The organism is Pseudomonas fluorescens (assembly GCF_902498195.1).
Taxonomy (GTDB): domain Bacteria; phylum Pseudomonadota; class Gammaproteobacteria; order Pseudomonadales; family Pseudomonadaceae; genus Aquipseudomonas; species Aquipseudomonas fluorescens_BU.
Genome location: NZ_CABVIY010000005.1, coordinates 187,795 through 207,075, shown reverse-complemented (window position 1 = coordinate 207,075; position 19,281 = coordinate 187,795). Strand labels below are relative to the sequence as shown.

The following is a 19,281-nucleotide window of genomic DNA, read 5'->3' as shown; positions in this document are numbered from 1 at the left end:
CACGAACTCTGTGTACGACCGGGGCCCAATGTGGGAGCGGGCTTGCTCGCGAAAGCGGCAGATCAGGCCGCGATATTCTCAATGACAAAATATTCCTCTGAGATAACACCCTTGAGCATTCAACCCAGCACTTACTCCCCCGATATCGCAGTGCCGATCGACAAACGCGTTTTCGGCGGTCGCGACCTGTTTTCCCTGTGGTTCTCCCTCGGCATCGGCCTGATGGTCTTGCAGACCGGCGCCTTGCTCGCGCCAGGCCTTGGGCTGTCCGGCTCGTTGCTGGCGATTTTCCTCGGCACGCTGGTGGGCGTCCTGCTGCTGGCCGCGGTCGGCGTGATCGGCAGCGATACCGGCCTGTCGTCGATGGCTGCACTCAAGCTCAGCCTCGGTGCCAAAGGCGCGAGCCTGCCGGCGGTGCTGAACCTGTTGCAACTGATCGGTTGGGGCTCGTTCGAAATCATCGTCATGCGCGATGCCGCCAGCCTGCTCGGCGCGCGTGCGTTCAGCGAGGGCAGCCTGCTGTCCAGTCCGGTTTTGTGGACCCTGTTCTTCGGCGCACTGGCGACCTTGCTGGCCGTCAGCGGCCCGTTGACGTTCGTGCGGCAGATCCTGCGCAAATGGGGCATCTGGCTGCTGCTGGCCGCGTGCATCTGGCTGACCTGGAACCTGTTCGCCAAGGCTGACCTGGCGGCCTTGTGGGCCCAGGCCGGTGACGGTTCGATGCCGTTCGCCGTGGGCTTCGACATCGCCATTGCCATGCCGCTGTCGTGGTTGCCGCTGATTGCCGACTACTCGCGTTTCGGCAAGCGGGCGAAAAATGTCTTCGGTGGCACCGCGATCGGCTTCTTTATCGGTAATTTCTGGCTGATGAGCCTGGGCGTCGCCTACACCCTGGCGTTCGCGCCGAGCGGTGAAGTCAATGCCTTGCTGTTGGCGCTGGCCGGTGCCGGCCTGGGGATTCCGCTGCTGCTGATTCTGCTGGATGAGTCGGAAAACGCCTTTGCCGATATTCACTCGGCGGCGGTGTCCAGCGGGATTCTGTTGCGCCTGAAAGTCGAGCACCTGGCGCTGGCCATCGGTGTGGTCTGCACCTTGATCGCCTTGCTGGCACCCCTGGCCCAGTACCAGAACTTCCTGCTGTTGATCGGTTCGGTGTTCGCGCCGCTGTTCGGCGTGGTGCTGGTGGATCACTTCATCCTGCGCAAGCGCAGTGGCCAGGTGGCGTCAACCGCCTTGCGCTGGCCGGCGCTGCTCGCCTGGCTGGGCGGCGTCAGCACCTATCATCTGCTGGCCAACCTGTATCCAGATGTCGGGGCAACCCTGCCGGCGTTGATCCTGGCAGGATTGCTGCAACTGGTGCTGGGCCGAGCGTTCAGTTACGGCCGGGAAACAGCTCGGGCTTGATGATGCCGTTGAGGCGAGGGTAGGGGATCTTCAGTTCGACATGGCCCAGCGCGTAAGGCGCGATGCTGCTGGTTTCGTACTTGAGGATCACCCCGCCGTAAGTCAGCGCCACGTTTTGGGTTTTCTGGAACGGCCAGCTCTTCACGAACTCCGGTTCCTGGTCGAGCTTGGTGCTGATCAGCCAGCTGTTGTGCGCCACTTGCGCGGCTTTCCAGAAGGCCTCTTCCTGGCCTGGCACCAGCATGTCCGACAACGTCAGCACTTTTTGCTGCTGGCGTGAGTAGTTGATGAAACCGCGGCCCGGCGTGCCATGGGCGCCGCCGGTGTCCAGGTAGCTGGACAATTCGATGATCACCAGACCGTCATGCTGCTCGCGTACTTTCGCTTGCAGATAACTGCTGTTGCGCGGCCCGGCGGTCCGCAAAAACTGCTCGCGATAAGCGGCCAGTGTCGGCGCCACCGGGGCGTCGGGCGACGTGCGGGTCATTTGCAGCAGGCGTTTTTCGATGATGCCGTCCAGCGCAGGTTCGGCGGGAAAGTGCAGGGTGTCGATATTCACCAGCGGGCAATCCTGGTCCTTGCAGCCTGGCTTGAGCTGCTCGGTGGCATCGCGAGTGGTTTCCAGCGGCGCGCGATAGTTGGGCTGGAACAGGCTCTGGCAGGCACCCAGGATCAGGGCGATAGCGGCCACGGAAGCAATTTTAAAAAGCGACATGGGTGTCCTTCATAAAACAGGGAAAGGCAAAAAGTTACCCGCTTCGACTCTCAACGGCGCAGTCAGTTCGCCACTAAGCTAATTAGAGTGGGTTTCGCCCTCACCGTCTATCCCGCTGATGGGAAAGGGGCTGCATCAAACGTCGCGGGCGCGTTAGGATGGCGCGAAGTCGAGGCTGGGGCCTCGCAGTAGACACGAGGATAACCATGACCGATTTTGCCAACGCCATTCCGACCGCCGTCGATATCGTTCGGCGCGAAAAGTGCTTCGAGGGCTTCTACAAGCTCGATCGCGTGCACTTGCGCCACGAATTGTTCGCGGGCGGCATGAGTCGCGAAATCCATCGTGAATTGTTTGTCCGCCACGACGCAGTGTGCGTGTTGCCTTACGACCCGCAGCGCGACGAAGTGGTGCTGATCGAGCAGTTTCGGGTGGGCGCCTTGGGCAAGACCGAGAATCCCTGGCTGATCGAACTGGTCGCTGGTCTGATCGACAAGGATGAACAACCGGAAGAAGTTGCTCACCGCGAAGCGCAGGAGGAAGCTGGGCTTGTGATCGGGGCGCTGTGGCCGATGACCCAATATTTTCCATCGCCGGGCGGCAGCAACGAATTCGTGCATTTGTACCTGGGGCGCTGCGACAGTAACGGGGTTGGCGGCCTGCATGGGCTGGAGGAAGAAGCAGAAGATATCCGCGTCTCGGTGTGGGCCTTTGAAGATGCCTTGCAAGCCGTACGCGACGGTCGTATTGCCAACGCGGCCAGCATCATTGCCTTGCAGTGGCTGGCTTTGAATCGCGTTGAAGTGAGGGGGTTATGGTCGTAAACAAGCTGCGCGATCGCTATCGGGTAGACCTGGTGGGGCTGCAAGCGTCCTGCGAGGCAAATTACGCGCGCCTGATGCGACTGCTGCCGGACATGCGCAGCGAGCCGGCGGCGCGGCGCATCGCCGTGACCCATGGCGATCAGATGCTCGGCGTGCTGGCGCTGGAAGTGCTGCAAGTCTGCCCGTATACCACGACCCTGCAAGTGCGCCAGGAGCACAGCCTGCCTTGGCTGCCGGTGCCACAACTGGAAGTCCAGGTCTATCACGACGCCTGCATGGCCGAAGTGGTCAGCGCCGAGCATGCGCGACGCTTTCGCGGCATCTACCCTTACCCGAACGCCTCGATGCACCAGCCCGACGAAAAGGCCCAGCTGAACATGTTCCTGGGCGAATGGCTGAGTCATTGCCTGGCGTTGGGGCACGAGTACGAAGTCGTTCGTTAGCGTTCTTGTGAACTGCGTCAGGTTCGCGGATTCCCCTTTTCGATCAGCCCCCAGCATAATTGCGCCATTCCTCCACTCCAGTGATCACGCCTTGGGAGACCCGCCTTGCCGAGCGTATCCACATTGACCACCGCCGATCCGGCGTTGCTGGTGCAACTCTCCGACAGCCACCTGTTTGCCGAGCCGCACGGCACGCTGCTGGGCATGAACACCCGTGACAGCCTGCAAAAAGTCATCGAGCTGGTGCGCGCGCAGCAACCCCATATCGATCTGATCCTGGCCACCGGCGATCTGTCCCAGGACGGTACGCTGGAGTCGTATCAGCAATTTCGAGACTTGACCCGGCAACTCGATGCGCCGGCGCGCTGGATTCCCGGTAATCACGACGAGCCGCAGATCATGGCCGAGGCGGCGGTGCAGAGTGCCTTGCTGGAGCCGGTGGTGGACATTGGCAACTGGCGCGTTACGTTGCTGGATTCGGCGGTGCCGGGTTCGGTGCCGGGGTATCTGCAGGACGAACAGTTGCAGTTGCTGGCCCGCTCGTTGAGCGAGGCGCCGCAGCGCCATCACCTGGTGTGCTTCCATCACCATCCGGTATCGATCGGCTGTGCCTGGATGGAGCCGATCGGGCTGCGCAATCCCGAGGCCTTGTTTGCCGTGCTGGATCGTTTTCCACAGGTGCGCGCGGTGTTGTGGGGGCATGTGCATCAGGAAATCGATCAACTTCGTAACGATGTGCGTCTGATTGCTTCGCCTTCGACCTGTATTCAGTTCGAGCCCGGCAGTGAGGATTTCAAGGTCGGCGAGCAGGCGCCGGGGTATCGCTGGCTGCGGTTGCTGCCCGATGGGCGGCTGGAAACCGGGGTGGAGCGGGTGACCGGGTTCGATTTCACCGTGGATTACGGCTCTAACGGCTACTGAGGGGCCGTGTCGCGTCTTTCGCGAGCAAGCCCGCTCCCACAGGGCGTTGCGAACGACGCAGATCCCATGTGGGAGCGGGCTTGCTCGCGAAGGCGCCTGTGCAGCCACATGAGTTGCGCGCATATCCCCGATTCCCCCGACACCCTGTAAACTCCGCCTTTCTTTACCCGACGCACAGGGAATCCAAATGTCCGGCTCGATCCTTTATATCCACGGTTTCAACAGTGCGCCTGCCTCGAAAAAGGCCACTCAGTTGAGCGAAGTGATGGAGCGGCTGGGCCTGGGCGATCATTTGCGCGTGCCCGCCCTGCATCACCATCCCCGCGAGGCCATTGGCCAGCTGGAGCAGGCGATTGCCGGGCTCGGTCGGCCATTGCTGGTCGGCAGCTCGCTCGGCGGCTACTATGCCACTCACCTGGCCGAGCGCCATGGCTTGAAAGCCTTGTTGATCAACCCTGCCGTCAGTCCGCACCGGATGTTCGACGGATTTCTGGGAACCCAGAAAAACCTGTATACCGATGAGACCTGGGAATTGACCCACGACCACGTGACGGCCCTGGCCGAGCTGGAAGTGCCGGCGCCACAGGACCCGCATCGCTATCAGGTGTGGTTGCAAACCGGCGACGAAACGCTGGACTATCGCCTCGCCCAGCAGTATTACCGGGCCTGTGCCTTGCGTATCCAGCCCGGTGGCGACCATAGTTTCCAGGGGTTCGCCGAGCGACTTCCAGCCATGCTGTGTTTTGCCGGCATCAGCGCGGATGCCTACCAGGGCATTGATTTCACAGCGCTTTGACTTCAGGGCAGATATCGCCCCTTTTTTGACTGAATTTTTTTCACTGAACAGCTTTTCACTGAAGGACGACGAGACCCCATGGCCACTCCCAGCGCTAGCTCTTATAACGCCGACGCCATCGAAGTCCTCTCGGGCCTCGACCCGGTGCGCAAGCGCCCCGGCATGTACACCGACACCAGTCGGCCGAACCACCTCGCCCAGGAAGTCATCGACAACAGTGTCGACGAAGCCTTGGCCGGGCATGCCAGGTCGGTGCAGGTCATCCTGCACGCCGATCACTCGCTGGAAGTCAGCGATGACGGCCGTGGCATGCCGGTTGACATTCACCCCGAGGAAGGCGTTTCGGGCGTCGAGCTGATCCTCACCAAGCTCCATGCGGGCGGCAAGTTTTCCAACAAAAACTACCAGTTCTCCGGCGGTCTGCACGGGGTGGGTATTTCGGTGGTCAACGCCTTGTCGACCGAAGTCCGGGTGCGCGTCAAGCGTGACGGCAACGAGTACCAGATGAGCTTCGCCGATGGATACAAGTCCAGCGAACTGGAAATCGTCGGCACCGTTGGCAAGCGCAACACCGGTACCAGCGTGTTCTTCGCGCCGGACCCGAAATACTTCGACTCCCCAAAATTCTCCATCAGCCGCCTCAAGCACGTGCTCAAGGCCAAGGCCGTGCTGTGCCCGGGGCTGCTGGTCAGCTTCGAAGACAAAGGCACCGGCGAAAAAGTCGAATGGCATTACGAAGACGGCCTGCGCTCCTACCTGGTTGACGCCGTCAGCGAGTTCGAGCGCCTGCCGGACGAGCCTTTCTGCGGCAGCCTGGCCGGTAACAAGGAAGCGGTGGACTGGGCGCTGCTGTGGCTGCCGGAGGGCGGCGACGCGGTGCAGGAAAGCTACGTCAACCTGATTCCAACCGCCCAGGGCGGTACTCACGTCAACGGTTTGCGTCAGGGTCTGCTCGACGCCATGCGCGAGTTCTGCGAATTCCGCAGCCTGTTGCCGCGCGGTGTGAAGCTGGCGCCGGAAGACGTCTGGGAGCGCGTGGCATTCGTGCTGTCGATGAAGATGCAGGAGCCGCAATTCTCCGGCCAGACCAAGGAACGCCTGTCGTCCCGCGAAGCGGCGGCGTTCGTGTCCGGCGTGGTCAAGGACGCCTTCAGCCTGTGGCTCAACGAGCACCCGGAAACCGGCCTGCTGCTGGCTGAGTTGGCGATCAACAACGCCGGTCGTCGCCTTAAAGCCAGCAAAAAGGTCGAGCGCAAGCGCATCACCCAAGGGCCGGCGCTGCCGGGCAAGCTCGCCGATTGCGCCGGGCAGGACCCGATGCGTTCCGAGCTGTTCCTGGTGGAAGGTGATTCCGCCGGTGGATCGGCCAAGCAGGCGCGGGACAAAGAGTTCCAGGCGATCCTGCCGTTGCGCGGCAAGATCCTCAACACCTGGGAAGTCGACGGCAGCGAAGTGCTGGCCAGTCAGGAAGTGCACAACATCGCCGTGGCCATCGGTGTCGATCCGGGCGCGGCGGACATGAGCCAGCTGCGCTACGGCAAGATCTGCATCCTCGCCGACGCCGACTCCGACGGCCTGCACATTGCAACGCTGCTGTGCGCGTTGTTCGTCCAGCATTTCCGCCCGTTGGTGGATGCCGGTCACGTGTATGTCGCCATGCCGCCGCTGTACCGTATCGACCTGGGCAAAGAGATCTACTACGCCCTCGATGAAGCCGAGCGCGACGGGATTCTCGATCGCCTGGTGGCCGAGAAGAAGCGCGGCAAGCCGCAGGTCACCCGATTCAAGGGCCTGGGTGAAATGAACCCGCCGCAACTGCGCGAAACCACCATGGATCCCAACACCCGGCGCCTGGTGCAGTTGACCCTGGGCGATGACTTCGCCGCGACCTCGGAAATGATGGACATGCTGCTGGCGAAAAAACGCGCCGGCGACCGCAAGACCTGGCTGGAGTCCAAGGGCAACCTGGCCGAGGTTCTGGGCTGATGCGGCTGGGCTTTGCCCTGGCGAGTGCATTGCTGCTGACCTCGATAACGGTGTCTGCCGAGCCGGCACCACAGCTGCGTCTGGTGTCCGAGCATGCCGTCGAAGGCATGCGCGGTGGCAACCTGTCCGGCCTGGCCCAGTGCGGCAAGGAGCTGTGGACGGTCTCCGACCGCGACGACGACCAGATCTATCGTCTGGAAACCGGCGAAGGCGTCTGGCACGCCGAAGCGGTGGGCATCGGCGTACCTGCGGTGCCGGACAGCGGTTTGCCCTGGGGCTTGCGTTCGCGCGCCTGGGTGGCATCGTTCGTGCGGGGCGGCGACCTGGATTTCGAAGGCATCACCTGTGACAGCGCCGGCAACCGCTACGTGGTCAGCGAAGCTCACGCGGCCGTGCTGCAAATTCCGCCGACCGGGCCGACCGCCTGGCTGAAAATTTCGCCGCTCATGGTTCGCGAAGCGCGGGCCAGCGGCATGTTGTTGCGCTTCAATGCATTGTTCGAAGGCCTGGCGATCAATCCTGAAGGTGATCAATTGTGGCTGGCGGCCGAGCGCGAGAGTCGCGGGTTGCTGCTGATAAAACGCAAGCAAACCGTCTGGGACTGCGACGGTGGCTGCGTGCTGCTGAGCGAAGCCGGCAAGGAAATGCAACCGGCACAGTTTCCCCGGGCACGGGCAATGCCGCGGGATTTTGCCGACCTGTCCCTGTTCAACGGCAAGTTGTTCACCCTTGAGCGCAATGCGTTCGAAATTTGCCGCCGTGACGCGGTGACGGCCAAGGTCGAGCGTTGCTGGTCGTATGCCGAAGAGGCGTTGCAGGAAAATCGGCGTTATCCGCAGGACTTCGGGTTGGCGGAGGCCCTGATCGTGGACGCCGAGGGCGCGTGGATCGGTATCGACAACAACACGGGCGCCCGCGCCGATGGCGAGGTGCGCCCGATCGTCTGGCGCTTTGCCGCGCCTGACGGTGGCTGGAGCGCCAGGCCATGAGCCAGCAGACGCCGGGCAAACGCGCCGGTCGGGTGCTGATGGTGCTGGCCTGGTGCGCGGCGCTGTTTCTGGCGACGCGGTTCTTTGGCCAGTGGGAAGAGCGCCAGCAAAATCCCAACGCCGTGGTCAGCTCGCAGCAGGGCGACGGCTTTGTCGAGGTGAAACTGCTTGGCAACGCCCAGGGGCATTTTGTCGCCAACGGCCAGATCAACGGCCAGCCGGTGGAGTTCATGCTCGACACCGGGGCGACCGATGTGGCGATCCCGGCGGAGTTGGCCAAACGCTTGAAGCTGGAAGAAGGTTTCGGTGTGACCCTGAACACGGCCAATGGCCTGAGCCAGGGCTATCGCACCCGTATCGAACGCCTGCAACTGGGCGACATCGTGCTGCGGGATGTCCGTGCACTGGTGGCGCCCGGCCTGCATGGCGATCAGGTGCTGCTGGGCATGAGCGCGCTGAACAAACTTGAATTTACCCAGCGCGGTGGCACCATGCTGCTGCGCCAGACAACGAACCGATGAGGCCCGCATGAGCGACATCCTTGCAGACAGCTTAGATGGCGTAGAACGCCGATCGCTGGCTGACTTCACCGAAAATGCCTACCTCAACTACTCCATGTACGTGATCATGGACCGTGCCTTGCCGCATATCGGCGACGGCTTGAAGCCCGTGCAGCGGCGCATCATCTACGCCATGAGCGAGTTGGGGCTCGACGCCGATTCCAAGCACAAGAAATCGGCGCGTACCGTCGGTGACGTGCTGGGTAAGTTCCACCCTCACGGCGATTCGGCCTGCTACGAAGCCATGGTCTTGATGGCCCAGCCGTTCAGCTACCGCTACACGCTGGTGGACGGCCAGGGTAACTGGGGTGCGCCGGACGATCCCAAGTCCTTCGCGGCCATGCGATACACCGAGGCGCGGCTGTCACGCTATTCCGAAGTGCTGCTCAGCGAGCTGGGCCAGGGCACGGCGGACTGGGGGCCGAACTTCGACGGCACGCTCGACGAACCGTTGGTGTTGCCGGCACGTTTGCCGAACATCCTCCTCAATGGCACCACCGGCATCGCCGTGGGCATGGCCACTGACGTACCGCCGCACAACCTGCGGGAAGTCGCCAGTGCCTGCGTGCGTTTGCTCGATGAGCCCAAGGCCACGGTAGAGCAGCTCTGCGAACACATTCAGGGCCCGGACTATCCGACCGAAGCGGAAATCATCACGCCGCGTGCCGACCTGCTGAAAATGTACGAAACCGGCAAGGGCTCGGTGCGTATGCGCGCCGTGTATCACATTGAAGACGGCGACATCATCGTCACCGCGTTGCCACACCAGGTGTCCGGTGCCAAGGTGCTGGAACAGATCGCCGCGATGATGCAGGCCAAGCCGTCCAAAGCCCCGCAAATTGCTGATCTGCGCGACGAATCGGACCATGAAAACCCGTGCCGGATCGTGATTATTCCCGGTACGCGCAAGAATTTTGACCACGATGCGCTGATGCAACACCTGTTCGCCAGCACCGAGCTGGAGTCGAGCTACCGGGTCAACGTCAACATCATCGGTCTCGATGGCAAGCCGCAGTTGAAGAACCTGCGTGCCTTGCTGGTGGAATGGCTGGAGTTCCGCGTGCAGACCGTGCGTCGCCGCCTGCAATTCCGCCTCGATAAAGTCGAGCGCCGCCTGCACCTGTTGGACGGTTTGTTGATCGCCTACCTCAACCTGGATGAAGTGATTCACATCATTCGTACCGAGGAGCATCCAAAGGCCGCGCTGATCGAGCGTTTCGCCCTGAGCGAAATCCAGGCCGACTACATTCTCGACACCCGGTTGCGCCAGTTGGCTCGCCTGGAAGAAATGAAGCTGCGTGCCGAGCAGGACGAACTGCTCAAGGAACAAGCCAAGCTGCAAGCCCTGCTGAGCAGCGAAGCCAAGCTGAAGAAGCTGGTGCGCACCGAGTTGATCAAGGACGCCGAAACCTATGGCGACGACCGGCGCTCGCCGATTGTCGAGCGTGCCGAAGCCAAGGCGCTGACCGAACACGACCTGCTGCCCAACGAGAAAGTCACCGTTGTGCTGTCGGAAAAAGGCTGGGTTCGCTCCGCCAAGGGCCACGAAATCGATGCCACCGGGCTTTCCTACAAGGCCGGCGACGGATTCAAGGCGCTGGCGGCGGGCCGTTCCAACCAGTTTGCGGTGTTCATCGACTCCACCGGCCGCAGCTACTCGGTGGCCGCGCATACGTTGCCATCGGCCCGTGGCCAGGGCGAGCCGCTGACCGGCCGTCTGACGCCGCCGCCCGGGGCGAGCTTTGAATGCGTGCTGATGCCGGAAGACGATGCGTTGTATGTCATTGCGTCCGACGCCGGTTACGGTTTCGTGGTCAAGGGCGAAGACCTGCAGGCCAAGAACAAGGCGGGCAAGGCGCTGTTGAGCCTGCCGAACAACGCCAAGGTGATCCTGCCGCGTCCGGTGGCCGATCGTGAACAGAACTGGCTGGCTTCGGTGACCACCGAAGGTCGCCTGCTGATCTTCAAGATCAGCGATCTGCCACAATTAGGTAAGGGCAAAGGCAACAAGATCATCGGTATTCCCGGTGAACGTGTGGCCAGTCGCGAAGAGTATGTCACGGACATCGCCGTCATACCGGAAGGCGCCACCTTGGTGCTGCAGGCCGGAAAACGTACCTTGTCACTGAAAGCGGACGACCTCGAACACTACAAGGGTGAGCGTGGTCGTCGTGGTAACAAGTTGCCACGAGGCTTCCAGAGGGTGGATGCGCTGCTCGTCGAAAACCTCAATTAAGCGTCCTAGAGCGCTCGATCTACGATTTAACGCGTAGATCGACGCTTTCGCGCTGGAGTCGGAACGCATATTCACGGATGATATGGCCTTTCAAGCGCCGGCGTGGCCGAGCGTTCTTCATATTTTTTGAGTATTTTCACTGTGATCAGCCTTGTGGCGATCACCTGGATGGGACGATGACTGCTCTGCGCCTTCCTTTTATTTTGATGCTCGCCGGCGTTCTTGGCCTGGCGGGTTGCAGCGTGCACCAACCGGTGTCGCTGTATCAGCTGGACAGCGGAAGCCCGGTTCAGCCTGCGCAAAGCGCGGGCATGGCGGTTTTGCTCGGCCCGGTTACCGTGGCTGACTACCTGCAGCGTGAAACCCTGCTGCAGCGTCAGCCCGATGGCAGCCTGCAAGCGTCGGTCGACGGTCGTTGGGCGGGGAGCCTGTCTTCGGACATCGATCAGCTGTTGCTGCGCCAGGTCGCCGGTCACCTGGACAGCCAGCGCGTGGTGCTGGCGCCGGCCACCGTTGGCTTCACGCCGGATGTCCAGGTTCTGCTGACCATCACCCGCCTGGACTCGGGTCAGAAACAACCGGCGATTCTCGATGCGCAATGGCGCCTGATTGACCGCCGTGGCCAGGTGCGCGACAACCGCATCATTCATCTTCAGGAGCAGCACGCTGGCACCACGGCCGCCCAGGTTCAGGCCCAGGGTGTGTTGTTGCAGAAACTCGCCGAACAGCTGTCGGTGGCGCTCAAGCCGCTGGCTAACCAGCCGCCGATCGCCGAAGTCCCGAAAAAAGCCGCACCCAAGCCTGTTGCGCCGGCGGCGGAGCAGGAAAAGCAGCCGAAAATCCCCATGGCTTCGCCAATTCGCACGGATATGGAAGTGTTCCGCTTCTAAGTCCGGAGCTGTACTGCACAAAGCCCGCCTTGATGCGGGCTTTGTTGTTTCTGCAGGTTGGAGATCTTCTGGTGCCTGTCCCGGCCACTTCGCGAGCAAGCCCGCTCCCACAGGGTTTTGGGTCGTACACCGGCTATTGTGGGAGCGGGCTTGCTCGCGAAGGCGATAGGGCAGGCAACAAAAAGCCCGCAGACGATCACTCGTGTGCGGGCTTCTTCATATCGAGGCTGTTACGCCCGACGCTCATGCATCCGCGCCAGTTGCCGTTCCAGCATCGACGGATAAGGCTCCATCAAGCGCTCCACGCAGCAAGCACCCTCAGGGCTGGCAATCGGCCGGATACGGGCACGCTGGCGGATCAGCGCATCGTCACTGATCTTGCGCTCCACCAGCAGCAGGTTGCGGCTGTGTTGGGACAGGGCCAGGGCGTCCTGGGCGGGGTCGGTCAGCAGCAGGTCGATCTGGCTCAGGCCGAACAGCGCGTCGCCCAGGGTCAGGCCCAACTGCAATTGCAGGGTGATGCCACTGTCGGCGACTTCGATCTGCAACTGGTGGCCCAGCGCCCGCAACAACTCGCCGCAGCAGATGGCGTTGGTCAGGTAGTCGTCGCCGCTGTCTTCGGTGTGGAACAGCATCAGCGTGCTGCCATCGTTCAGGGTGTGCAGTTCGCTCTGGTACAGCGAAGCGGCCTGGTCGAGGCAGTCGCGGTAGCGCTTGAGCAATTCTTCCAGGCGCGCGCGGGGCAGGCGCCGCAGTTGCTCCTGGGAACCCAGCTGTACGGCCAGGACGGCGCTGTGCTGCGGCACATTGGAAACCACGGGTTTGGCCAGCGGCTTCGAGGCGTTGTCTTGCGAGTCATCGAGCAGGTCGGCGAACGCCTCGTCGTCATCGTCTTCGACGGTGCTGACAGTCCGCCGCGGGGCTGCTTTCATCGCGGCCATCGGCCGGCTTTCGTCGAAGCTCGGATCCCGCAGGTTGCGTACTTCGAACCCAGGTTCCGCATCGTCGTAATCGCTGTCGTCGAACTCGGGCTCCGGTTCGGGCTCGGGTTCGGCCGGTTCCGGTGCGAAGTTGGCGTGCAGCTGGCGCGCCAGGTCGCCGATCTCGTCCTGGCGTTCGGTGGCCGGGGTGTGCTCGTCAATGTGGCGCAGCCATACCCGCAATTGCAGGAGTGGCGTAGAGATGTGCCGACCCAGGCGCAGGCTCAAGGCCAGGGACAACGCCAGCAGGATCGCGCTCAAGATGCCCATGCTCTGCAGGCTGATCGTCATCGGCTGCTGGAACTGATCCATGTCCAGGCTGATGCGCAATTGACCGGCGGTCACGTCCTGGAAGGTGATCTTGCTCTGGTAGATGCCTTCGGCCTCGCCCAGCAGGCCGTGCTTGGGACGCTGGCCCGCCTCGGCAAGGATGCGGTTATCCATGCTGTAGATGGCCGCGTGGGCCACCAGTTTGTTCTTGGTCAGGTTGTTGAGCAGCACATTGAGGCTGAGAATGTCGTTAGACACCAATAGCTCGGTCGCCGAAGTGGCTGTCTGCGTGGTCAGGCTTTCACCCAGCGCATCCGCCTGCTCGTGCATGGCCTGCTTGAACTGCAAACCCATCACGCAGGCGTAGATCACCAGGGCCAGGGCGACCAGGATCACGTTATGGCTGGCAATGCGCAATGCAATCGGTACACGGCGATGGCGCAGTGCCCGGAAGATCAGCAGAAAGAAGTTATCGGTTTTTACTGGCGTGGGCCGGTTCACTTGCGCTCGGCTCTTTAGTCCGTGAAGTTGACGCGCAGTATAGCGACAGGCCCTAGACCGGCAAAGCGCTCACGGTGCCCGATGGTCACTGAAAGTGAGTAGAATGCGGTTTTTTTCCACTTGCGGGGGTGCGCCTTGCGCGAAATCGTCCTGATAAACATCACGGGAGTCGACCGTCCCGGTCTGACTGCGGCCATTACCGGCGTTCTGGCCCAGGGTGGTGTGAACATTCTCGACATCGGTCAGGCGGTGATCCACGACACCCTGTCGTTCGGCATCCTGGTTGAGATTCCCGGCACCGAACAAGGCCAGTCGGTCCTCAAGGACATCCTGTTCAAGGGTTATGAGCTCGATCAACAGGTGCGTTTCACGCCGGTCTCTGAAGAGGATTACCAGCAGTGGGTCGGTAACCAGGGCAAAAAACGCCACATCGTGACCTTGTTGACGCGCAAGGTGACTGCCGGCCAATTGCAGGCCGTGAGTTCGATTACCGCCAAGTATGGCCTGAACATCGACCACATCGATCGTCTGTCCGGGCGCATGCCGCTGGATACGCCGGCCGACAAAGGCAAGGGCTGCATCGAGTTTTCGGTGCGCGGCGAAGCGGCCGATCCGCAGGCGCTGCGGGCTGAATTCCTCAGCGTGGCACAGGAGCTGAACGTCGATATCGCCTTCCAGGAAGATTCGCTGTTCCGTCGCAACCGTCGCCTGGCGGTGTTCGACATGGACTCGACCCTGATCGAAGCTGAAGTCATCGATGAACTGGCCAAGGCGGCCGGCGTGGGCGACAAAGTGTCGGAAATCACCGAGCGGGCGATGGCCGGCGAGCTGGATTTCCGCGCCAGCTTCAAGGAGCGCCTGGCATTGCTCAAGGGGCTGGATGTCGGCGTGCTGGATTCGATCGGTGCCTCGCTGCGCCTGACCGAGGGCGCCGAGACCCTGTTTGCCGAACTCAAGCGCCTGGGCTACAAGACGGCCATCCTGTCCGGCGGCTTCACCTACTTCGCCAAGCAACTGCAGGCCAAGCTGGGCATTGATTACGTGTTCGCCAACGAACTGGAAGTGATCGATGGCAAGGTCACCGGCGTGGCGGTCGAGCCGATTGTGGATGCGCAGCGCAAGGCTGATCTGCTGAAGGAGCTGGCGCACAAGGAAGGCTTGCGACTGGAGCAGACCATTGCGGTCGGCGACGGTGCCAACGATTTGCCGATGCTGGCGATTGCCGGGTTGGGCGTGGCGTTCCGCGCCAAGCCACTGGTCAAGCAGTCGGCGAAGCAGGCGATATCGACGCTGGGGCTGGATGGCGTGCTTTACCTGCTGGGCTTCCGCGATCGCGACGGACAACTTTGATGCACTCATGACCAATGTGGGAGCGGGCTTGCTCGCGAATGCGGTCTGTCAGGTGGCTTATCTGCTAACTGACACACCGCTTTCGCGAGCAAGCCCGCTCCCACATGAGTACTTCATGTAGCTCAGGCTTTCGGCAGGCCCATGCCCTGGCCCATCTGCACCGGCGAGCCCGCCGCCAGTTCTTCAGCCCATTTCACCTGATCCGGCCCGAACAGCACGACAGCGGTCGAACCCAACTTGAAGCGACCCAGTTCCGCACCTTTTTCCAGGTGGATCGGCGCGCGTGCGGCTTCGTCGTAGCGGAAGGTTTTCAGCTCGCGTTTCGGCGGCGTGACCAGCCCGGCCCACACGGTTTCGATCGACGCCACAATCATCGCGCCCACCAGCACCACGGCCATTGGCCCGCGCTCGGTGTCGAAAATGCAGGCCACGCGCTCATTGCGGGCGAACAGTTCCGGGACGTTTTCTGCGGTGGTCTGGTTGACCGAAAACAGGCGGCCCGGGATGTAGACCATTTCGCGCAGGGTGCCGGCCAGCGGCATGTGTACCCGGTGGTAATCCTTTGGTGACAGGTAGATGGTTGCGAAATCACCGCCCATGAACGGCGCGGCGTTGGCGGCGTCGCCCCCCAGCAGTTCCAGTACGCTGAAGCTGTGGCCCTTGGCCTGGAACACGCGACCGTGCTCGATAGGGCCAAGCTGGCTGACCGCGCCGTCGGCCGGGCTGAGGATCGCGCCCGGCGTTTCGTCCAGCGGACGCGCGCCATCTTTCAGGGCGCGGGTGAAGAAGGCATTGAAGTGCTCGTAGGCGGTCAGGTCTTCAACCAGCGCCTCGGACATGTTCACCTGGTAACGCTGGGCGAACCAGGCGGTGAAGGCATTCTTGAACCAGCGCACGCGGCATTCGGCGATGCAGCCGGCCAGTCGCGAGAGCAGGTTGTGAGGCAGCAGGTACTGGCTGAGGATAAACAGACGCTTGTTCATTAACTGTCCTTAAAAACCTTAATTCTCTACAGGGGTGTCGGGATGATTGCCCCATTCGCCCCAGGAGCCGGCGTAGCCCTTGACCCGCGGATAACCGAGGGACTTGGCCACCAGATACGTGAAGCCGGACCGGTGATGGGTCTGGCAGTGGGTAATGATTTCCTTGTCCGGCGTGATGCCGAGCTTTTCGAGGATTTGCGGCATATCAGTGCGGATACGCAGCTGGCGTGCCTGATCCATGCCGGCGGTCCATTCGAAATTGACCGCACCGGGAATGTGCCCGCCCTTGGCCGCCAGGACTTTCTCGCCGGAGTACTCCAGCGGTCCGCGTGCGTCCCAGATCGCCAGGTCGGCAGCGCCGAGCCGGCTTTGCAGGTATTCACGGGTGGCCGTGGGCTCATCGTGAAGGGTCAGTGCAACCGGGCCACCAACGGCAGGCGGGACCTGGATCGACATGGGCAAGCCCGCTGCCAGCCAGGCCGGCAGTCCACCGTCGACGTAGTGATACTTGCGGTGGCCAATGACATCCAGGAGCCAGATAAAGCGCCCGGCCCAACCGCCGCCTTCGTCGTCGTACACCACATAGACCGCGTCGGGGTTGTGTCCCAGCTCGCCGAATAACGCTTCAAGTGCCGCTTTGGGCGGCATCAGCCCCGGCGCAGGTGCCTGGCCGAGCTGCGTGCGTTTCGGATCGACAAACCGCGCACCGGGAAGATGCCCTTCGGTATAGCGGGCGCTGCTGGTCAGGTCCACCAGGATCAGTTCGCGGGCATCGAGACGAGGGAGCAAGTCGCTCGGCTCGATGACCAGCGGCAAGCCAGAGAAGTCAGACATGTGAGGTCTCCAGAGCACAAAAGGGAGGATTGTAACGCAGCCTCATTTGCCGCGTTGACTAAAGCTGTGCAGCGCTTTCTCGATGCACTGCGCGGTTTTGCCGAAGGCTTGCACGGTAATATCCGAAAACGGCCCGCCGCCCTGATCCGCCACCACGATCATGATCACCCTGCCGTTGTTGACCAGCGAGCGCAGCAGCAGGTGTTCACCACTGAACTGCGAGCGCAGGCTGTTGGGCAGCAAGGCGGAAAACTGTGCATTGTTGGCCGGAGTCAGGCGCACTTGAGCCTGTTGCGCGAGCAAGCGTTGCAGCACCGTGCTCTGACTGACGACCAAATTGAGGCCTGCGACTTCTTTTGGCAATCCGGCCGTCTGGTGCACGCGCAGGTTGGCGTGGGTGCGATCGGCCATCAGGATTATCACGCGGCGCATGCCGCAGGCCACGAGGGCGTCACGGGCCGAAGTGGTCAAGTGCATGGCGTTGGTGAAGCGACTCGGCTCGATCAGCAACTCGGCACATTGTCGACGCCATTTTGCCAGGTCTTCGGCGGTGGGCGCCGGGGCCGGCAACAGGCCGGCGTGAACGCGGTTCGTGCCCCACGGCCAGATCAGCGCAACGGCAGGGTGCCAGAGGTCGGGCATGGCGTGATTGCGCGCACTGTTGGCCGCCTGCTGGTGCAGTTGCTGCTGGACCTCGTCCATCGGCATTTGCAGATACAGACTGGTCAGGTACTGCCAGCGCTCGCTGTGCGGGCTGTCCCACGCCTGTTGCGCCGAGAGCGCCAGGCCGTTGGCCAGCAGCACCGTGTTGGCCGGTTGATTCAGCCAGCGGCGCAGGGTCGGATCGTCGTCGAGGCGGTTCTGCTGACGCAAGGGATGCGCGCTGTCGCGGGCTATGCGCAGGACTTTCACCAGTTCCCGCTGTTCGGTGAGCAGCAGTTTATATCCCTGCTGCACCCAGATCGGCAGGCGCCAGACGTCAACCAGGGCCAGGCCGATATCCAGCAGGCGTGCGCCAAACAATTGCTTTTCGACTTTGCGCGCCGACTCGCCTTTATGAATGACCCGCAGCTCCCAGTCTTCGAGCAGATGCGGGTGCGTCAATGCCAGGGGCCACAGCGGCGAAAGGAACAGCAGGCTGCCCCAGTGGATGTCCTGCCACAGGCGCGCCAGCCGGCTGGCGAAAAAGCCGTTGGCCTGCTGGCTGGCGTGCTGGCTGATCATCTGCAACTGGCGCAGGGCTTTCGGAATGTCGCCCAGGGGCACCGCAGGCAGGCGTTCGAGCAGTTCTTCGGTGCGCTTGAGGCCGAGACGATTGATCGCGACCTCAAGGTTTTCCGCAGGCTCGGTCATGCTGCCATGGGTGTGTCGGTTGGCTTCGCGGATCACGCTCAAGGCCAGGGCCGGGCTGTCCTGCATCAGGTCGGCGATGTCGCGCAGCGAACTGCGGCTATCGCGGATCGCCCGGCAGACACGGTCGTGACTGGCCTGGGGAACGGGCAGTCGCACGCCATCCAGAAGCTGGACCCAGCCTTGGAGAGTGGTCGGTTTTTGGGTCGGGACGTTCGTTTCGTTAGCCATGTCTGGAGGCGATCATCTTCTGCGTTACCTATGCCCGGAGTGGGTCAAATTAGCTTTTCGCCTGAACTGGCTATAGTCTGGCGCAGTTTTGCCGATAAGTAGAAGAAGAGATTTTTTAACTTCCGAATATGACCTTGAACCCGACTCAGTAAGTGCTCTCCTACCTATGGCTAAAATAATCGGCATCATTGTCGTATTCGCGAGCGTGCTCGGCGGATACGTGCTCTCCCACGGTAAAATCGCCGCCCTGATCCAGCCTTTCGAGGTCATGATTATCGGGGGCGCGGCCCTTGGTGCATTCCTGCAGGCCAACCCCGGCTACATGACCATGCACGTGCTCAAGAAGTCCCTGAGCATGTTCGGTTCGCGCTTCAGCCATGCCTTCTATCTTGAAGTCCTGGGCCTGATCTACGAGATCCTCAACAAGAGCCGCCGCGAAGGCATGATGGCTATTGAGGCGGATATCGAAGATGCCGCCGCGAGTCCGATCTTTGCCAAGTACCCGACGGTGCTCAAGGACGAACGCATGACCGCGTTCGTTTGCGATTACCTGCGCATCATGTCCTCCGGCAACATGGCGCCCCATGAGCTTGAAGGTCTGTTCGACATGGAGCTGTACAGCCTCAAGGAAGACCTGGAGCACCCATCCCACGCGGTGAACGGCATCGCTGACGGCATGCCCGGCTTTGGTATCGTCGCGGCGGTATTGGGTATCGTGGTGACCATGGCCTCCCTGGGTGAGGGCGATCAAGCCTCTATCGGCCTGCACGTCGGTGCGGCACTCGTCGGTACGTTCTTCGGTATTCTCGCCGCCTACGGCTTCTTCGGCCCGTTGGCCCATTCCCTGGCCCACGATGCCAAGGAAGAACTGAACGTCTACGAAGCCATCAAGGCCTCGCTGGTGGCCTCGGCTTCCGGCATGCCGCCGTCGCTGGCCGTGGAGTTCGGGCGCAAGGTGCTGTACCCGGCGCACCGTCCTAGCTTCGCCGAGCTGGAACAAGCGGTTCGTGGTCGCTAA

The 19,281-nt window shown here is 62.0% G+C and carries 17 protein-coding genes; 12 read left to right on the top strand and 5 right to left on the bottom strand.

From position 1 onward, the window contains the following. Nucleotides 1-111: 111 nt before the first annotated feature. Complete coding sequence (gene cytX / locus F8N66_RS19720) at nt 112-1,404, top strand: putative hydroxymethylpyrimidine transporter CytX (RefSeq protein ID WP_150771787.1); 1,293 nt, start codon at nt 112-114, stop codon at nt 1,402-1,404. On the opposite strand, the gene F8N66_RS19715 is transcribed toward cytX, so the two are convergent. Then, nucleotides 1,373-2,119, bottom strand: a complete 747-nt coding sequence (locus F8N66_RS19715; protein ID WP_150771786.1) for an RsiV family protein — start codon at nt 2,117-2,119, stop codon at nt 1,373-1,375. The genes cytX and F8N66_RS19715 overlap by 32 nt on opposite strands. Before the next feature lie 206 nt (nt 2,120-2,325). On the opposite strand from F8N66_RS19715, the gene F8N66_RS19710 reads away from it, so the two are divergent. The 9 genes from F8N66_RS19710 to F8N66_RS19670 all read left to right on the top strand — a co-directional run bounded on the left by F8N66_RS19710 (nt 2,326) and on the right by F8N66_RS19670 (nt 11,764). After that, nucleotides 2,326-2,943 (top strand): NUDIX domain-containing protein, encoded by a 618-nt coding sequence (locus tag F8N66_RS19710; protein ID WP_150771785.1) that lies wholly within the window; start codon nt 2,326-2,328, stop codon nt 2,941-2,943. Next, nucleotides 2,934-3,386, top strand: coding sequence for a DUF1249 domain-containing protein (locus F8N66_RS19705; RefSeq protein WP_008063540.1), 453 nt, complete (start codon nt 2,934-2,936; stop codon nt 3,384-3,386). The genes F8N66_RS19710 and F8N66_RS19705 overlap by 10 nt, the downstream gene beginning before the upstream one ends. 105 nt (nt 3,387-3,491) lie before the next feature. After that, on the top strand, nt 3,492-4,307 hold the full coding sequence (gene cpdA, locus F8N66_RS19700; RefSeq protein ID WP_150771784.1) for a 3',5'-cyclic-AMP phosphodiesterase: 816 nt from the start codon (nt 3,492-3,494) through the stop codon (nt 4,305-4,307). Nucleotides 4,308-4,494: 187 nt separating this feature from the next. Then, nucleotides 4,495-5,103 carry a YqiA/YcfP family alpha/beta fold hydrolase gene (locus F8N66_RS19695; RefSeq protein WP_150771783.1) on the top strand — a complete coding sequence of 203 codons (609 nt, stop codon included), beginning with the start codon at nt 4,495-4,497 and terminating at the stop codon, nt 5,101-5,103. A gap of 78 nt (nt 5,104-5,181) precedes the next feature. Next, entirely contained in the window at nt 5,182-7,089 is a 1,908-nt protein-coding gene (gene parE, locus F8N66_RS19690; RefSeq protein WP_150771782.1) for a DNA topoisomerase IV subunit B, read from the top strand. Next, on the top strand, nt 7,089-8,078 hold the full coding sequence (locus F8N66_RS19685; RefSeq protein WP_150771781.1) for an esterase-like activity of phytase family protein: 990 nt from the start codon (nt 7,089-7,091) through the stop codon (nt 8,076-8,078). Before parE ends, F8N66_RS19685 begins: the two co-directional genes overlap by 1 nt. Next, entirely contained in the window at nt 8,075-8,599 is a 525-nt protein-coding gene (locus tag F8N66_RS19680; protein WP_150771780.1) for a TIGR02281 family clan AA aspartic protease, read from the top strand. Before F8N66_RS19685 ends, F8N66_RS19680 begins: the two co-directional genes overlap by 4 nt. 7 nt (nt 8,600-8,606) lie before the next feature. Further along, complete coding sequence (gene parC / locus F8N66_RS19675) at nt 8,607-10,874, top strand: DNA topoisomerase IV subunit A (RefSeq protein WP_150771779.1); 2,268 nt, start codon at nt 8,607-8,609, stop codon at nt 10,872-10,874. A 176-nt stretch (nt 10,875-11,050) separates the two neighbouring features. Next, on the top strand, nt 11,051-11,764 hold the full coding sequence (locus F8N66_RS19670) for a membrane integrity-associated transporter subunit PqiC (protein ID WP_150771778.1): 714 nt from the start codon (nt 11,051-11,053) through the stop codon (nt 11,762-11,764). Between the two features lie 230 nt (nt 11,765-11,994). Here the strand turns inward: F8N66_RS19670 and F8N66_RS19665 are convergent, their stop codons facing one another. Then, on the bottom strand, nt 11,995-13,515 hold the full coding sequence (locus F8N66_RS19665) for an AhpA/YtjB family protein (RefSeq protein WP_150771777.1): 1,521 nt from the start codon (nt 13,513-13,515) through the stop codon (nt 11,995-11,997). A 135-nt stretch (nt 13,516-13,650) separates the two neighbouring features. Between F8N66_RS19665 and serB the strand changes: the two genes are divergently transcribed. Further along, entirely contained in the window at nt 13,651-14,865 is a 1,215-nt protein-coding gene (serB, locus tag F8N66_RS19660) for a phosphoserine phosphatase SerB (RefSeq protein ID WP_150771776.1), read from the top strand. 122 nt (nt 14,866-14,987) lie between these two features. Here the strand turns inward: serB and asd are convergent, their stop codons facing one another. Genes asd through F8N66_RS19640 form a run of 3 tightly spaced genes read right to left on the bottom strand, consistent with a single transcriptional unit; the run spans nt 14,988 to nt 18,263 of the window. After that, nucleotides 14,988-15,848: an archaetidylserine decarboxylase gene (gene asd / locus F8N66_RS19650; RefSeq protein WP_150771775.1), complete on the bottom strand. Its 861-nt coding sequence runs from the start codon at nt 15,846-15,848 to the stop codon at nt 14,988-14,990. Nucleotides 15,849-15,866: 18 nt separating this feature from the next. Continuing rightward, nucleotides 15,867-16,682: a thiosulfate sulfurtransferase gene (gene rhdA, locus F8N66_RS19645; protein WP_150771774.1), complete on the bottom strand. Its 816-nt coding sequence runs from the start codon at nt 16,680-16,682 to the stop codon at nt 15,867-15,869. A gap of 42 nt (nt 16,683-16,724) precedes the next feature. Beyond that, entirely contained in the window at nt 16,725-18,263 is a 1,539-nt protein-coding gene (locus F8N66_RS19640) for an HDOD domain-containing protein (RefSeq protein WP_150771773.1), read from the bottom strand. A 166-nt stretch (nt 18,264-18,429) separates the two neighbouring features. On the opposite strand from F8N66_RS19640, the gene motA reads away from it, so the two are divergent. After that, nucleotides 18,430-19,281, top strand: coding sequence for a flagellar motor stator protein MotA (gene motA / locus F8N66_RS19635; RefSeq protein ID WP_150771772.1), 852 nt, complete (start codon nt 18,430-18,432; stop codon nt 19,279-19,281).

Bases quoted from the DNA above. Each gene is read 5' to 3' on its own strand.
- F8N66_RS19715 (WP_150771786.1), bottom strand. From the start codon at position 2,119: ATGTCGCTTTTTAAAATTGCTTCCGTGGCCGCTATCGCCCTGATCCTG.
- F8N66_RS19710 (WP_150771785.1), top strand. From the start codon at position 2,326: ATGACCGATTTTGCCAACGCCATTCCGACCGCCGTCGATATCGTTCGG.
- F8N66_RS19705 (WP_008063540.1), top strand. From the start codon at position 2,934: ATGGTCGTAAACAAGCTGCGCGATCGCTATCGGGTAGACCTGGTGGGG.
- F8N66_RS19695 (WP_150771783.1), top strand. From the start codon at position 4,495: ATGTCCGGCTCGATCCTTTATATCCACGGTTTCAACAGTGCGCCTGCC.
- parE (WP_150771782.1), top strand. From the start codon at position 5,182: ATGGCCACTCCCAGCGCTAGCTCTTATAACGCCGACGCCATCGAAGTC.
- F8N66_RS19685 (WP_150771781.1), top strand. From the start codon at position 7,089: ATGCGGCTGGGCTTTGCCCTGGCGAGTGCATTGCTGCTGACCTCGATA.
- F8N66_RS19680 (WP_150771780.1), top strand. From the start codon at position 8,075: ATGAGCCAGCAGACGCCGGGCAAACGCGCCGGTCGGGTGCTGATGGTG.
- parC (WP_150771779.1), top strand. From the start codon at position 8,607: ATGAGCGACATCCTTGCAGACAGCTTAGATGGCGTAGAACGCCGATCG.
- F8N66_RS19670 (WP_150771778.1), top strand. From the start codon at position 11,051: ATGACTGCTCTGCGCCTTCCTTTTATTTTGATGCTCGCCGGCGTTCTT.
- asd (WP_150771775.1), bottom strand. From the start codon at position 15,848: ATGAACAAGCGTCTGTTTATCCTCAGCCAGTACCTGCTGCCTCACAAC.
- rhdA (WP_150771774.1), bottom strand. From the start codon at position 16,682: ATGTCTGACTTCTCTGGCTTGCCGCTGGTCATCGAGCCGAGCGACTTG.
- F8N66_RS19640 (WP_150771773.1), bottom strand. From the start codon at position 18,263: ATGGCTAACGAAACGAACGTCCCGACCCAAAAACCGACCACTCTCCAA.
- motA (WP_150771772.1), top strand. From the start codon at position 18,430: ATGGCTAAAATAATCGGCATCATTGTCGTATTCGCGAGCGTGCTCGGC.